The 13,499-nt window shown below is 71.5% G+C and carries 13 protein-coding genes, 1 tRNA gene and 1 pseudogene; 7 read left to right on the plus strand and 8 right to left on the minus strand.

Going from position 1 to position 13,499, the window contains the following annotated elements:
* Positions 1-210: 210 nt before the first annotated feature.
* Positions 211-1,098 carry an arylamine N-acetyltransferase gene (locus ACIA6T_RS19235; RefSeq protein WP_399447667.1) on the plus strand — a complete coding sequence of 296 codons (888 nt, stop codon included), beginning with the start codon at positions 211-213 and terminating at the stop codon, positions 1,096-1,098.
* On the opposite strand, the gene ACIA6T_RS19240 is transcribed toward ACIA6T_RS19235, so the two are convergent.
* Positions 1,072-1,884 (minus strand): hypothetical protein, encoded by an 813-nt coding sequence (locus tag ACIA6T_RS19240; RefSeq protein WP_399447668.1) that lies wholly within the window; start codon positions 1,882-1,884, stop codon positions 1,072-1,074. The genes ACIA6T_RS19235 and ACIA6T_RS19240 overlap by 27 nt on opposite strands.
* A gap of 293 nt (positions 1,885-2,177) precedes the next feature.
* On the opposite strand from ACIA6T_RS19240, the gene ACIA6T_RS19245 reads away from it, so the two are divergent.
* From ACIA6T_RS19245 to ACIA6T_RS19255, 3 genes are all read left to right on the plus strand, one after another.
* Positions 2,178-2,939 (plus strand): hypothetical protein, encoded by a 762-nt coding sequence (locus ACIA6T_RS19245; protein WP_399447669.1) that lies wholly within the window; start codon positions 2,178-2,180, stop codon positions 2,937-2,939.
* A 465-nt stretch (positions 2,940-3,404) separates the two neighbouring features.
* Entirely contained in the window at positions 3,405-3,872 is a 468-nt protein-coding gene (locus ACIA6T_RS19250) for a hypothetical protein (protein ID WP_399447670.1), read from the plus strand.
* A gap of 210 nt (positions 3,873-4,082) precedes the next feature.
* Positions 4,083-4,916 (plus strand): SAM-dependent methyltransferase, encoded by an 834-nt coding sequence (locus ACIA6T_RS19255; RefSeq protein ID WP_399447671.1) that lies wholly within the window; start codon positions 4,083-4,085, stop codon positions 4,914-4,916.
* A 60-nt stretch (positions 4,917-4,976) separates the two neighbouring features.
* Here ACIA6T_RS19255 and ACIA6T_RS19260 read toward each other — a convergent pair whose 3' ends face one another.
* On the minus strand, positions 4,977-5,708 hold the full coding sequence (locus ACIA6T_RS19260) for a hypothetical protein (protein WP_399447672.1): 732 nt from the start codon (positions 5,706-5,708) through the stop codon (positions 4,977-4,979).
* A 584-nt stretch (positions 5,709-6,292) separates the two neighbouring features.
* Positions 6,293-6,874 carry a helix-turn-helix transcriptional regulator gene (locus ACIA6T_RS19265; RefSeq protein WP_399447673.1) on the minus strand — a complete coding sequence of 194 codons (582 nt, stop codon included), beginning with the start codon at positions 6,872-6,874 and terminating at the stop codon, positions 6,293-6,295.
* A gap of 53 nt (positions 6,875-6,927) precedes the next feature.
* Here ACIA6T_RS19265 and ACIA6T_RS19270 point away from each other — a divergent pair, with 53 nt between their 5' ends.
* Positions 6,928-7,524 (plus strand): hypothetical protein, encoded by a 597-nt coding sequence (locus ACIA6T_RS19270; RefSeq protein ID WP_399447674.1) that lies wholly within the window; start codon positions 6,928-6,930, stop codon positions 7,522-7,524.
* A gap of 112 nt (positions 7,525-7,636) precedes the next feature.
* Here the strand turns inward: ACIA6T_RS19270 and ACIA6T_RS19275 are convergent, their stop codons facing one another.
* A complete protein-coding gene (locus tag ACIA6T_RS19275; protein WP_399447675.1) occupies positions 7,637-7,990 on the minus strand; it encodes a hypothetical protein in 354 nt (117 codons plus the stop codon).
* Positions 7,991-8,326: 336 nt separating this feature from the next.
* Between ACIA6T_RS19275 and ACIA6T_RS19280 the strand changes: the two genes are divergently transcribed.
* Both ACIA6T_RS19280 and ACIA6T_RS19285 read left to right on the plus strand, forming a co-directional pair.
* Positions 8,327-8,779, plus strand: coding sequence for a hypothetical protein (locus ACIA6T_RS19280; RefSeq protein WP_399447676.1), 453 nt, complete (start codon positions 8,327-8,329; stop codon positions 8,777-8,779).
* Positions 8,780-8,894: 115 nt separating this feature from the next.
* Positions 8,895-9,332: a hypothetical protein gene (locus ACIA6T_RS19285; protein ID WP_399447677.1), complete on the plus strand. Its 438-nt coding sequence runs from the start codon at positions 8,895-8,897 to the stop codon at positions 9,330-9,332.
* 174 nt (positions 9,333-9,506) lie between these two features.
* Here the strand turns inward: ACIA6T_RS19285 and ACIA6T_RS19290 are convergent, their stop codons facing one another.
* From ACIA6T_RS19290 to sucD, 4 genes and pseudogenes are all read right to left on the minus strand, one after another.
* A complete protein-coding gene (locus ACIA6T_RS19290; RefSeq protein ID WP_399447678.1) occupies positions 9,507-10,037 on the minus strand; it encodes an AAA family ATPase in 531 nt (176 codons plus the stop codon).
* Positions 10,038-10,741: 704 nt separating this feature from the next.
* Positions 10,742-10,826: transfer RNA gene (locus tag ACIA6T_RS19295), tRNA-Leu, on the minus strand.
* Between the two features lie 147 nt (positions 10,827-10,973).
* A pseudogene (locus tag ACIA6T_RS19300) lies at positions 10,974-12,516 on the minus strand (aldehyde dehydrogenase family protein).
* A gap of 56 nt (positions 12,517-12,572) precedes the next feature.
* Entirely contained in the window at positions 12,573-13,490 is a 918-nt protein-coding gene (sucD, locus tag ACIA6T_RS19305; protein ID WP_399447679.1) for a succinate--CoA ligase subunit alpha, read from the minus strand.
* Positions 13,491-13,499 lie beyond the last annotated feature (9 nt).

Raw genomic sequence — 13,499 nt, forward strand, 5'->3', positions numbered from 1 at the left:
GATCCTCTTCGAACAGAGATCAACTGCAGTGGCCGTCGCCGCATGGCAACCGGTGTCCACGATCAGGGTGGAAGCCCCCTACCCTGGCCCAAGCCGCATAGCCCGTGTCCAAGATTCCGGGTCAAGGCCCGAGTACTAGGACCAAAGGCCGGTGGCGGTTCCGGCCGCAGGGGCAGGCAGGCCTGGACGGTGCGTCCGTACCGTGGAGGTATGCCTGAGATCGCACCGACGAAGTCATTCGACCTCGACGCCTACCTGAAGCGGATCGGGTGGGAGGGCGAGCGGCGGGCCGGCCTCGCGACGCTGCGGGGCATCCACACGGCCCACACGCTGACCGTCCCGTTCGAGAACCTGGACCCCGTGCGGGGTGTGGTCCCCTCCCTCGACCCGGCCGACCTGACGGCCAAGCTCGTGCATGGTCGCCGTGGGGGCTACTGCTACGAGCACAACACGCTGTTCGCGGACGCCCTGGAAGCGCTGGGCTTCCGGGTGACCCTGCTGGTCGCGCGGGTCGTGGTCGGCACCGACCGCTTCGAAAGCCGCCCGCGCACGCACATGGCGCTGCTCGTCGAGGTCCCCGGCGAGCAGCGGCCCCACCTCGCGGATGTGGGATTCGGCACGGTCGGCGCCCTGCTGGAGCCGGTGCCGCTGGTGGCCGGCACGGAGTTCCACGACGCGGGCCGCCGGCACCGGCTGGTGCACGCACCGCATGACGGCCCACTGGAGATGTGGGTGCTGGAGGCGTACGGCACGACCGGAACAGACGGGGCGGGCGGCTGGGAGGCGCAGTACGCCTTCACGGTGGAGCCCTTCGAGCAGCCCGACCTCGAGGTCATCAACTGGCACATCGCCACCCACCCCCGCTCCCCGTTCAGCCGCCGTCCCTACGTCCAGCGCCTCACCCCCGGTCGCCACCTGCTCCTCGACGGCCGCCACCTCACCGAGACCCGCGCCGACGGCACGGTCACGGAGCGGGAGTTGACCGACGAGAGGGAGGCACGACGCCTCCTTGACGAGGAGTTCGGGATCGACGTACCGGATGGCGTCCGGCTGCTGGGCCAGCCTCACGCTTCACGAGGTGGGGCGTCCGCGGCCTGATCGAATAAGCGGAGAGTGCTCCTGACCCGCAACCGTGGGACGTGTCGAGGACCGTGTCTCGTGCCGCAGCAGGTGCCGCAGCAGCTCCGGGTCGCCCTCGGCACGGTCGAACTGCGCGGCCCGCAGGGTGACCCGGCGCCGGACCGGGTCCTCGGCGACCTCACGCCATGCCGTGCGGTCGCCCTGCCGCAGGCGGGCGAGATCGGCGCGGCCCGCCGCGAGCACGGGCTCCCACAGCGGGGACCCGGCCGGGCCCAGCCGGTCGTAGGCGCACCCCTCGTCCGCGTCGAGCAGCACGAAGTCCGGCTCGGTGCGCAGCAGCGCGGCACGCAGTCCGCCCACCGGCTCGACCGGGGAGCGTTCGGGGAAGCCCAGCGCCGCACGGAGCTCGGCCCGCTCCTCGTCGATTCCGTAGTGCTCGCGGATCTCGTCCTCGGTCTCCGCGACGCACGCCAGGATCCTTTCCTCGCCGTCGTCCGGCGACAGACGTGTGTAGCCGCGCCAGCCGGGCAGGCCGATCACGAGCTCCAGGGCCTCGTCGACGCTGGAGCCGATGGTCCCCGCGGCGCCCTCCGAGTCGGCGTAGAGCACCGAGCCGTCCGCGCACACGAAGTACGTGCCGCCGGTGTCGTCCCCTGCCACCGTCTCCAGCGGCCCGCCCGAGGCGAGGCGGACCTCCTCGACATGGCCGTGGGCGGCGCGGTCCAGGTCGAAGTCGAAGGGGAAGGCGGCCAGTTCGGCCAGGTGGTGGTCCTGCCGCAGCAGCCGTAGCGCGTGATCGGTCATGTCGCGGAAAGTAGCACCGCACGAGGCCGGCGCCGCCTTCACGGCAATCACATCCATGCCGGTCGGCCGATCTCGGGTCGAGTGCCGTCCGGACAGGGAACGGAAGCGGGCGCACCGCGGCCTGCGACCGTGCCGCCCCGGTCCACGATGTGGTGCGCGAGCTGCGCACCCGGCGGGAATTGTCCGATGCCCCATCGTGATCAGCGGGCGCACAACCCCGTGTGGATGCCGGCTGTCTTCAAGGCGCCGGAGGGATGAGCCTCCGGCGCCTTTCCGCGCAGATTGGGGATCAAGTGGGGAAGCAGGTCTGGAGAGTCGTCGTGGCCGGTGGTGCGGCGGCGGCGTTCACGGCCGTGGCCGCGGTGCCGGCCGGGGCGGCCGAGGGTGGGGTCTCGTTCTCCCGTGTCCAGGTGAACGGCGGCAAGCCGATTGTGATCGGGGTGTCGGGGGAGGTCGCGGTGCCCGCATCCTTCCGGATGACGACCACGCGCAAGTGGAAGTGGCCGGCGGTGTTCCTGTACCGCAAGGGGGCCGACCGGCTGTGGCACGCCATCGAGACGAGCGACTGCGTCAAGGTGAAGTCGGGCGTCTGCGACTTCGACGAGACGATGTACTTCGACCCGAGCGTGTGGGACATGCACAACAGCGAGGCCGGGGCCTGGAAGGTCGGGGCCGAGGTGTACTTCAAGGGCGGCGGCGGTGACGTCGACGACAAGGGGCTGACGGTCCACGTCAAGCGCAACTCCCGCCTCACCGTCAACGCCTCGCCCGAACCCGTGGCCAAGGGCAGGACCATCACCGTGACCGGAAAGGTCACCCGGGCCAACTGGGAGACCAGGAAGTACGGCTCCTACGGAGGCCGCCTGGTGAGGCTGCAGTTCAAGCCCGCCGGCACCACCTCCTACACCACGGTGAAGAAGGTGTACGCGAACGGCTCGGGCGACCTCAAGACGACCGTGAAGGCCTCCAAGACGGGTACGTGGCGCTGGCTCTACAACGGGAACACCACCACCGGACCGTCGAAGTCGTCCGGGGACCACGTCGTGGTGAAGTGATGTCCGCGGTGCCGGCGGGCCGGTGGGCGCCGCGCCGGCGGTAACGGCTGCGACGGCCCAGGCGTCGGGTCCGCCATGACCGGGCGAACCCGACGCCTTGCGTCCTGGCCGACCGGACGGGCTCAACGCGCCGTGAAGTCGGGGAACACATGCACGTCCGTCGTGGAACTCGACTCGCCGACAACCACGCTCGAACCGCCGGCTGCTTGTCCTTGTGCCATGACGGCCCAGCCTCCGAAGCCTTCCCCGCTCCCTGCTCCGCCGGGCGAGGTCCGCGCCCCCACGACGACCGGGAAGCCGGATCGGAGCAGACCTGATCCTGCTCGCGAGCCGGCCCCGGAACGAGCCTGACGCCTCGCCAACTCGGTATGGAACCCGGCATCCCGGCCGGTGAAGGGGGTGGTTCACTTGCTGCCGGTTCCCGTGCCGGGATCGCCTGCCCGTATACCGAAGGAAGCCGTTGCGATGACTACGTCCGCTCCCCCACCGCCCTCTTCCTCCCAGCCGCCGACTCCCGCCACCGGCCGTCGCGCTCCCTCCCGGTGGATCGCGCCGGTGGTGGCGGCCGTCGTCGCCGCCGGTGCGGGCATAGGCGTCGGCTGGCTCCTGTGGTCCGGGCCGGACAGCGCGGCCTCCGGGACCGGCCTCGACAACGCGGCGGCCGACGCGGCGGGCGCCTGCCAGGCGTGGCAGCGTGTTCCGGCGTTCAGCGCGCTGTACAACGACGAGAAGGACGCCTCGTCCCACTTCAACCGCGCCGTCGCTGCCGCCTCCCTGGCCCGGACCGCGGCCGAACTGGACGACCGCTACAAAGCTCTGGGCGAGGCCTTCCAGGACATCCACATGCGCCTGCAGACCTACGACCTGGAGGGCGCCGAAGCGAAGGCGGCCTACAAGAAGGTGACCACCCTCTGCGCCGAGCTGGACGACTGAGAACCGGACGTCACTCGCCCGCCCCGTCAGTGGCGAACCGGCGCGCTTCCGGGTTCCCCGATGTCCACGGCGCCCTCGGCGCAGCCGGACCGTACCCGGCGGTCGGGGCGACCCTCCCCGCGCGGTCGCGGGCCGGGGCCGGCGCGGCCTCGGGATCCGTCCGCCCGGGGATCGCGGAACGCCGGTGGGCGGACGGCGTCGCGGGGGAGGATGGGCGTCATGACGGTTGAAGGCCCCTCCATCGACTCCACCAGGCCCAGCATCGCCCGCGTCTACGACTACCTGCTCGGCGGCAAGGACAACTACGCCGTCGACCGGCAGGTCGGCGACGTGTTCTTCCGGGACCTCCCCGGCTCGGTGGCCATCGCCTTCGCCAACCGCGCGGCCCTGACACGGGCCATCACGCAGATCGTGACGACCACCGGCGTGCGGCAGTTCATCGACCTGGGCAGCGGCCTGCCGACCGCCGACAACGTCCACCAGGTCGCGCAGCGGCACGCCCCGGAGTCCCGGATCGTGTACGTCGACAACGACCCCCAGGTGCTGGTCCACGGCTGTGCGCTGCTGGAGCAGAACGACCGGACCCGGGTCGTCCGGGCCGACGTACGCGACCCCGAGGGCGTCCGCACCCACCCGGACACCCTGGAACTGATCGACTTCGACCGCCCCGTCGCCGTCGTCCTCAGCGCCGTCCTCCACCACGTCAACGACGCGGAGGACCCGGCCGGGATCGTCCGCCACTGGCGCGACCACGTGCCCTCCGGGAGCCACTTCTTCGTCAGCCACTTCCGGTCCGGCGACAACCCGGAGACAGCGGAGGCCGAGCGGGTCCTCCAGCAGACCTTCGGCCGCGGCCGGTGGCGCACCGACGAGGAGATCGCCTCCCTGCTGGACGGCCTGGAGATCCTCGACCCCGGGATCGTCCCCGCACCCCTGTGGCGTCCCGACCCGGTCGGCGGCAACCCGTGGGGCGCCGGCGGCGCGCGACGGGAGCTCACCGTCTGGGAACACCTCATCGCCGCCGGGCTGGCCCGCAAGGCGTAGCGGCCCGGCAGGGCGCCCCACCGCCACCCACCGCCCGATCAGGGGGCAAGCCGGAGAAGCTCACCGCACGCTGCTGCGGCCCACGCCCTGCAGTCGCCCGGTGTCCACCGCTTCCCGCGTGCCGTCGTGCGTCAGCAGGATGCCGTCGCCGGTGCTGTCCGCGCGCCAGAGGCCGCCGTGCCGGTTCTCCCACTCGACGAAACCGCCGGAGGCGTCCTCGAGCAGCCCCAGTTCCCGTACGAGGGTCGCCAGGGGGGCGAAGCCGCGGGCGTCGCCCTTGCTCGCGCTGCCGGTGCGGGTGTTGGCGTAGCGCATCTTGACGAACGGCACGGGGGCGCGGTCCAGCTTGTTCGGCTGGAGCATCTTGCGGAACCGGCCCCAGGCCTCCTCCTCGCTCTCCCGGCCGGAGATCTCACTGGCGTAGGCGGGGAAGACGGCGTAGGTGACGGCCGAGAGCCCGGGGTTCTCCGCGGCGTGGTAGCCGTGCACCTCGGCCGTCGCCGCGCCCGCGGTGTCGAACGCGGACCCGGGATGCCGGAAGCCCCCGATCCCCACCAGGGGCCGCCCCTGTCCTACGAACTCGCCGTCGTGCGCCCTCGCGTGGGCGAGCAGCGCCGTGACGAGTCCCTCGTCGTAGGGGCCCCGCACGTTGACCTGCAGGTTGTGTTCTCCGTCGGTGGAGAGCGCGGCGGTGAAGGTGAACATCGGGTTCGGCGACCAGCACCACGCCGATTCCAGGCCGGGGACGGGCGCCGCGCCGGGCATGGCGGGCAGGACGGATGCGGGGTTCATGGGGTGGCTCCTGTGCCGGGGTGGGTCCCTGGCTGCATGAGCAGAGGTTGGGGTGGACGTCCTGGCGGTAGGTGGCGTCCATGAGCGCACCACCGCGTGAGTTCTCGCTTCGCGTCATGGGTTCCATGTTGTCCGGGTCGTTGTGGAAGTCGTTGCGCACGGCCCGGTCGGAACGGCAACCCGTCTCGTTCCAGTGATCGACCACCGGTGTCAGGTGCTCGTACGTCAGCTGGTCGAACGGAATGATCTCACCTGCGGAGTTGCGCCAGGTCAGGTCGGATCTCGGGATGCGCTCCATACCGCCGAGCTGCGCGCCAACGCCGTCCGGCACGGACGCGTCCCCGGCCGGACCTCCCCGTCCGGCCGACCTCCGAGACGGACGGCGGGCGACTGCGCGCGGAGGTCTTCGGCACCCCGCCGAACGCCTCAGCCGCGCCCTCGACGTCGGCGGGACCGCCGAACGCGCTGAGCCGGTCAAGGAAGACCGAGCTCACCGGCGTCGAACGTCAGGCTCGGAGGATCCGCCCCGGTGGCGGCGGATCCGGCTGACACCGGTCCTCGCGGGTCCGGCGGGTCCTTCCGCCTCAGCGGGCAGGCGGTGTGGAGCGGGCGTAGCGGTCGGCGAGCCGACGGAGGTGGGTGACCAGTTCCACGGGCTCGGTGACGTCGAAGTCGAAGTCGAGCATGCCCAGATGGACGGCGAGGGTCTGCACCGTGTCCGCACCGGTGGTCAGGACACAGCTGTCGGCGTCGATCGCCTCGACCGTGCCGACCGCGGGGTTGATCTTCTCGACCACCGCCGCCGCCGGGGCGCGGACGGTCACCCGCGTGCGGTAGCGCCAGGCCGCGCTCGACACCCGTCGGGAGAGGTACGCCGCGATGTCGCCGCCGGGCGGTTCACGCGGGGCGAAGCGCGGTCCGGTCGGGGTGCGGGGCTGGATCCGGTCGGCCCTGAAGGTCCGCCAGTCCTCGCGCTCGACGTCCCACGCCACCAGGTACCAACGCCGTCCCCAGTTCACCGCACGATACGGCTCCACCACACGGCGGGAGGGGGATCCGGCGTGGTCCGGGTAGCCGAAGCGCAGCCGCTCCCGGTCGCGGCAGGCGGAGACCGGGGTGGTCAGCACATCCGCGGAAACGGTCGGGACCGGACGGTCGGAGGGCACGGCCACGATGTACGCCTGGAGGAACGGGCGGCGGCGCCTGGATCGCCGCCGAGATGGGGCGCCGGGCACCCGACCGGATCGTCGGCATCCACGTCAACGGTCTGGTCACCTTCCCCTCCGGAGATCCCGCCGAGGTCGAAGGGCTGACCGGGCCCGAGAAGGAGCGGCTGGCGCGGCTGGAGGACTTCCAGCAGGACAAGATGGGCTTCAACGCCATCCAGTCCACCCGCCCGCAGACCCTCTCCTACGGACTGCACGACTCGCCTGTCGGCCAACTCGCTTGGATCGTGGAGAAGTTCAAGGAATGGACCGACCCCGCCGCCGAGCTCCCCGAGGACGCCGTGGGCCGCGACCGCCTGCTGACCAACGTCAGCGTCTACTGGTTCAGCGGCACGGCCGGCTCCTCGGCGAGCCTCTACTACGAGGCGGGCCACGACGCCGGCGCCTGGGGCCCGAAGGCGCCCGGCACCGTCCCGACCGGCGTGGCCGTCGCCCTGCACACCGACGTCGCCATCCGCCGCTTCGCCGAGCGGGACCACCACATCACCCACTGGACCGAGCTGGAGCACGGCGGCAACTTCCTCGCACTGGAGCAGCCTGAGGCGTTCGTCGCCGACGTCCGCGCCTTCTTCCGCACGCTCGGCGTCTGACGTCCGCCCCGCGTCCGGACGCTCCCGTACGGAACCCGCCTGTCCAGCGGCGAGGGCGTCGCGGCCGGCCGGCTCGCCCTGCGCGGACGGACCGGCCGGCCGCCGTCAGCGGTTACCTGACGTGGAAACCGTAGACGTAGTGGGTGCCGGCGCCGGTGAACGGGGCCGGCGTGTGGGGCGGGAGGACCGCGACGTCCCATCCCGAGTTCGTCCTCCAGAAGACGACCACCTCGTGGCCGCCCGAGGAGAAGGAAGTGACCCCGCCCTGTCCGAGCGGGATGTCACCGGGTCCGGTCCAGCACCGGCTGTGCTCCGTACCGTTCTCCAGGTACGTCAGCCGCACGGCATCCGTGCCGGCGCCGCAGTCGATCTCCTCGGTGGCTAAGGCGGGGGCTGCCGGGAGCGCGAGGCTCATAGCGACGGCCGCCATGGCGCCCAGCGCCAGTTTCCCGGGTCTGCTCTTCATGGTCGTGGTTCCTTCCGGTCAGAGCTCCGGTGGGACGGAGCTTTGGATGAACCATCAACCATCAACCGTCTCGGTTTCAACGGTTCGGCGAAACGTTCTCGCAAGCCGACCGACGGCGGTGTCGGCGGGCACCCCGGTGGAACGGGCCACCGCGAAGCGCACGTCACCCGTCGGCGCGGCGCCGGAGCCCTGCGCCGTAGCCGCAGGCGTCTCCCACGCGCATCGCGGCGTAGCGCGGTACCCATTGCGGGAACGGCCAGGGAGAACCGTTGTCCGGCAGCACCATCCGCCACCTCCGATGGTGATCTTGTGAGTCGCAGGCGTATCTTTCGCCTCATGAGCGAACAGCCGTCCATACACAATGAGTTGAGCGGCGACGTCGCAGGACACGTGGTGCAGTCCGGGGTCATCCACGGCGACGTGGTGTTCAGCTCGCCCGCCGCCCCGATGAGCCGAGAGTCAGCGGAGCTGCGACGCCGTTGGGAAGAGCGCCAACGACGCGTCCTTGATGCGGAGGACGCCCAGCGAGTGGCAGATCAGCGTAGATTAACCGACTACGTACGAGTCATCCGCAGGAAGCGACGCTGGAACCTGTGGGTCTTGCTGGTTGAAAGTGTGCTCGTGATGCTCGGGCACCTGCGCGTATTCGCTGCGGCAGCACTCCTTGAGGCGTTCGCACTCCTGTTCGCGACCATATCCGTGTTCGGCTGGATCCACTGTTCCGTGATCATCAAGAGGGCGGAGTCGGGGCGAACGATCAGGATTCCGCGATCCCGGTGGATGTGGTGAGCAGGCGTCGCCGCCCGTGCGCCGATGAGCGCACGACGTACGTCAGCGCATCGGCGCCGTGGAGCATCGGCCCCAGGGGTACCCTGGTCGCCTCAGCTGCCGCGAAGGGGGTTTGGTGGAACCGGAGTTGATGACACTCGCTGCCGCGGGCGCCACGGCATTCGTCGAGCAGATGGCGGCGGACTCCTGGACGCGGGCTCGCGACCGCATCGTCTCGTTCCTCTCGCGCCGTGACGGCGGTGAGGAGAGCGCGATCCAGGGAGAGCTGGAGACCTCGCGCGGAGAACTGGTGGCGGCGCTGGAGTCCGGCGACGAGCGGACCGCCTTGGATGTCGAGGCGGAGTGGCGTACGCGGTTGCGGCGTTCCCTGCTGGACGATCCAGCCGCTGCCGCCGAACTTCAGGCAATGCTTGACGAGTTGACACCCGATCGAAGAAACCGACAGGTCGCGGATGTCCGCAATGTGATCAGCGGGGGCGTGCAGCACGGCCCGGTGGTTCAGGCCGGCAACGTGGGCTCGCTCAGCTTCGGGACACATCCCGGTCAGGGATGAGGCGAGGGTCCGCCCGGATGCGCGCATTGCGTTCCGCAGGGTACTCCGCCATTCGTGCGCGGTGGAGTGGACGACGGAGCGCAGGGCGTCACCGCCGTGGTCGTCGACCTTCAACGGGGCGTCCTCACCCCACTGCTCAGTGGCCTTGGGGTCCGCAGGCGTCACCCATGCGCGTCACGGCGTGGTACTGAGCTCACTCCGGAGGCTGCCATACAGATCGGCCTCCGACAGCCCGCGGGCCGCCGCCACCCGTGTCATCTGCTGTGCCAGATCCACCGAGTCGCGCCAGCGCACCCAGAACACCTGCCGGCCGTCTTCTTCCGCCTGGGCGGCCAGCTGCGCGGCCACCGTGGTCTTGCCCAGCCCGCCGGCTCCACAGACCACCGCGAACTCGTCCTGCGGTCGGCGCAGCATCCTGGTCAGGACGGCCAACTCCGCCTCCCGGCCGCGTACCCGCTCCACATACGGGTACCGCAGTGAGCCGTGCCGGCTCCCGGCCAGCCGGTCCACCGACGTCAGCCGTGCCGCGGGCCCCTCGCCGTCCAAGTGCCGGCCCCACAACAGCAGTCCCACGGCGGTTGCCAGCAGAACCGCGAACACGAGCCACACCACCCATGACCCGGTGGCCCACCCGGGCACCGAGGCACTCGCGTAGTTGGTCACCAGCCCGAGCCCCGCCATCACCACCGCGGCAGCGCCCGCCACTGCGGGCCCCGTCCACGCACCCCGCCTGCGCACCGCTCCCGCCCCCCGTCGTTCGGCACCCCCACCTATCACGGAAGTGTCCACCGACTTCGGCTCGCCGGGGTGGACTTCGGCGAAGCCCCTCGAGGTGGCGCGGCGCCTGCGGGCGAGCGGAAGCCGGCCTGCCGGCGGCACCGGCCGCGGCGGGGCGGCGGTGTGCGGGCTCCGGCCTCCCGCGGCCCGAACGGAGCGCGGTGCCTCTGCCGGCGACCACCGTGCTCCAGGGAGACGGAGCCGTCGGCGGGGCACCCGATCACGCGGCACCTACCGCGATTCGCCGGCTTCCGGCAGCGACGGATCACTTCACCGGGAGATGGGAGCTGGTCAAGCACATCCGGAGGCTGGTCCTGGGACCTGGACTGCCGAAGCGGTGGAGGCGACGTGGCGCAGGACGGTCCGACCGGCTGCGGGTGGTGACGCTGTGGGGCCGTGGAGGAGTCGGGAAGACCGCGTTGGCGGTGCGGCTCGGACATGAACTGGCCCGCGACTTCCCCGACGGGCAGATGTATGTGGACCTGCGCGGCGCCTCGGACACGACCTCACGGGCGCCGGGCGACATCCTGGCCGTGCTGCTGCGCGACCTGGGGATCACCGTCAGTCACGACAACGCGACGAGGACCGCGACCGTCAGGTCGAGGCCCTCGCACGCTTACCGCTGGAATGCGTGTCCGAGGGGGGACTTGAACCCCCACGCCCGATAAAGGGCACTAGCACCTCAAGCTAGCGCGTCTGCCATTCCGCCACCCGGACAAGGTGTCCGCCGCCTCGGCGGGGTGTTCCCCCCGCGGCGACATGGACAACCATACCAAGGTTTCGCAGCGCCTTTCACCTGCGTTTTCCGTCCCTCCGGGCGGTGGCGGGCGGGGTGCACGGTGTGTGTCCGGGCGGTCACGTGCGTCAGGGCATGAGCTGGTACTCCGGGAAGTTGCCGGGCAGGCGCTCTCCGGCCGGGCCCCGGGTCACGGCGCGGACCAGGAGGTCGCCGCCGACGAACGCGCCGCGCCAGGACGCGCCGAAGCCGCCGAACAGTTCGTCGCGGTCGCCGCGGGAGCGCGGGACGCCGTGGCCGACCTTGAAGGCGCGGATGTGCGGGGCCAGCCGGTCGTAGGTGGACCGGTCGTCCGTGGAGAGCGTGGCCACCAGTGCGCCGTTGGACGCGTTCATGGCGGCCAGCAGTTCCGCCTCCGTGTCGACCAGGACGATGGTGTCGACCGGGCCGAACGGCTCCGCGTGGTGCAGCGGGGAGGACCGGGGCGGGTTCAGCAGCGTGACCGGCTGGACGTACGCCGAGGTGTCCTGGCCGGGCAGGAAGCGGGCGTCGGACGGCGTGCCCCGGTGCAGCGGGACGGCGCCGCGGTCGATGGCCTCGGCGACCTGGTCGTGGAGCTCCTTCGCCTTGGCCGTGTTGATCACCGGCCCGAAGTCCAGGCGCGGGTGGGGGTCGGTGGGGTGTTCGACGGCGAGCGGGTGGCCGACCCTGAGTGTGCGGACCGCGGGGAGGTAGGCGGCCAGGAAGTCGTCGAAGAGCCGTCGCTGGACGACGAAGCGCGGGTAGGCCGTGCAGCGCTGCTTGCCGTAGTCGAAGAGTCTGGGGATCACCGCGCTCAGGGTGTCCCAGTCCGAGTGGTTCCAGATGCCCCAGGTGTTGAGTCCTTCCTGTTCGAGGATGTGCCGTTTGCCGAGGTCGGCGACGGCCGTGGCGACGGCGGCGCCGGTGTCGCGGCCTCCGACGAAGGAGACGCAGCCGACCTCGGGCGCCCGCACCAGCGCCTCGGACAGCTCGCCCCCGCTGCCGCTGACGAGGGTGACGGGTATCCCCTCGCGGGCGGCGAGCGCCGAGGCCAGGGTGAGACAGGCGACGCCGCCGTCGGTCGGGGTCTTGGCGATGACCGCGTTGCCTGCCAGTGCCTGTACCAGCAATGCGTGAACGAGCACGCTCATCGGGTAGTTCCAGCTCGCGATGGTTGGAGACGGGCCCGTCGAGCGGGGCCCGGCCGGCGAGCATGCCGTCGATGCCGTCGACGTACCAGCGCACGCCGTCGACGGCGCGGTCGACGTCCGCCCGGGCGAGCCGCCAGGGCTTGCCGATCTCCCGGACCAGCAGGAGCGCGAGGAGTTCGCGGTGCTGGGTGAGGGCGTCGAGGGTGGCGGCGACGCGGGCGCGGCGCTCCGGCAGCGGGACGTGCCGCCAGGCGCGGTGCCGGTCGAGCGCGGCGCGCACGGCCTGCCGGGCGGTGACCCGGTCCAGGCGCGGCGGGCCCGCGACGGGACCGCCGTCGACGGGGCTGACGGCGGGCAGCGCCCGGCCGTCGGCCTGCCAGGCGGCGTTCCAGAGGTTGAGGACGCGGTCGTCCCGGAAGGCCTCGGGGGCGACGGTGAGGCAGCGCTGCCAGGCGTCGGTCCAGGAGGTGCCGGACTTGAGGGTGAGGGTGGGTGGCATGTGGTTCGCTCCGCTCTCGGTGCACGGTCGAGAGAAAGGGGACGTGGCGAAGGGACTCAGTGGTCGGCGTTCAGGACGGCGAGCACCTGCCGGGCCGTCTCCGTGGGCGTGGCGCCCACCCTGACCCCGGCCGCCTCCAGCGCCTCCTTCTTCGCCCGCGCCGTACCGGACGATCCGGAGACGATCGCGCCGGCGTGGCCCATGGTGCGGCCCTCGGGGGCGGTGAAGCCGGCGATGTAGCCGACGACGGGCTTGGTGACGTGGTCGCGGATGTAGGCCGCCGCGCGTTCCTCCGCGTCGCCGCCGATCTCGCCGATGAGGACGATCAGGTCGGTGTCGGGGTCGTCCTGGAAGGCGGCGAGACAGTCGATGTGGGTGGTGCCGACGACGGGGTCGCCGCCGATGCCGACGCAGGTGGAGAAGCCGGTGTCCCGCAGTTCGTACATGAGCTGGTAGGTGAGCGTGCCGGACTTGGAGACCAGTCCGACACGGCCCGGCTTGGTGATGTCGGCCGGGATGATGCCGGCGTTGGACTGGCCGGGGGTGATCAGGCCGGGGCAGTTGGGGCCGATGACGCGGGTGCCCTTGTGCCGGGCGTGGGCGAGGAAGGCGACGGAGTCGTGGACGGGGATGCCCTCGGTGATGACGACCGCGAGGCCGATGCCGGCGTCGGCGGCCTCGGTGACGGCGTACTTGGCGAAGGCGGGCGGTACGAAGACGACGGTGACGTCGGCTCCCGTCGCGTCCATGCCCTCGGCGACCGAGCCGAAGACGGGGACCGCGCCGGGGGCACCTCCCGGACCGTTCGGGCTCCGGGGGACCTCGAAGTCGACGCTGCGGCCGGCCTTGCGCGGGTTCACCCCGCCGACGACGTTCGTGCCGGCGGCGAGCATCCGCCGGGTGTGCTTCATGCCTTCGCCGCCGGTCATGCCCTGGACGAGGACCTTGCTCTCCTTGGTGAGGTGGATCGCCATGTCGTCCGG

The organism is Streptomyces sp. NPDC051740 (assembly GCF_044453165.1).
Lineage (GTDB): Bacteria > Actinomycetota > Actinomycetes > Streptomycetales > Streptomycetaceae > Streptomyces > Streptomyces atrovirens.

Excerpts from the sequence above, each read along its gene's own strand:
- ACIA6T_RS19270 (WP_399447674.1), top strand. The coding sequence starts at position 6,928 with ATGGGGCGCCGGGCACCCGACCGGATCGTCGGCATCCACGTCAACGGT.
- ACIA6T_RS19240 (WP_399447668.1), bottom strand. The coding sequence starts at position 1,884 with ATGACCGATCACGCGCTACGGCTGCTGCGGCAGGACCACCACCTGGCC.
- sucD (WP_399447679.1), bottom strand. The coding sequence starts at position 13,490 with ATGGCGATCCACCTCACCAAGGAGAGCAAGGTCCTCGTCCAGGGCATG.
- ACIA6T_RS19255 (WP_399447671.1), top strand. The coding sequence starts at position 4,083 with ATGGGCGTCATGACGGTTGAAGGCCCCTCCATCGACTCCACCAGGCCC.
- ACIA6T_RS19260 (WP_399447672.1), bottom strand. The coding sequence starts at position 5,708 with ATGAACCCCGCATCCGTCCTGCCCGCCATGCCCGGCGCGGCGCCCGTC.
- ACIA6T_RS19250 (WP_399447670.1), top strand. The coding sequence starts at position 3,405 with ATGACTACGTCCGCTCCCCCACCGCCCTCTTCCTCCCAGCCGCCGACT.
- ACIA6T_RS19235 (WP_399447667.1), top strand. The coding sequence starts at position 211 with ATGCCTGAGATCGCACCGACGAAGTCATTCGACCTCGACGCCTACCTG.
- ACIA6T_RS19280 (WP_399447676.1), top strand. The coding sequence starts at position 8,327 with ATGAGCGAACAGCCGTCCATACACAATGAGTTGAGCGGCGACGTCGCA.
- ACIA6T_RS19275 (WP_399447675.1), bottom strand. The coding sequence starts at position 7,990 with ATGAAGAGCAGACCCGGGAAACTGGCGCTGGGCGCCATGGCGGCCGTC.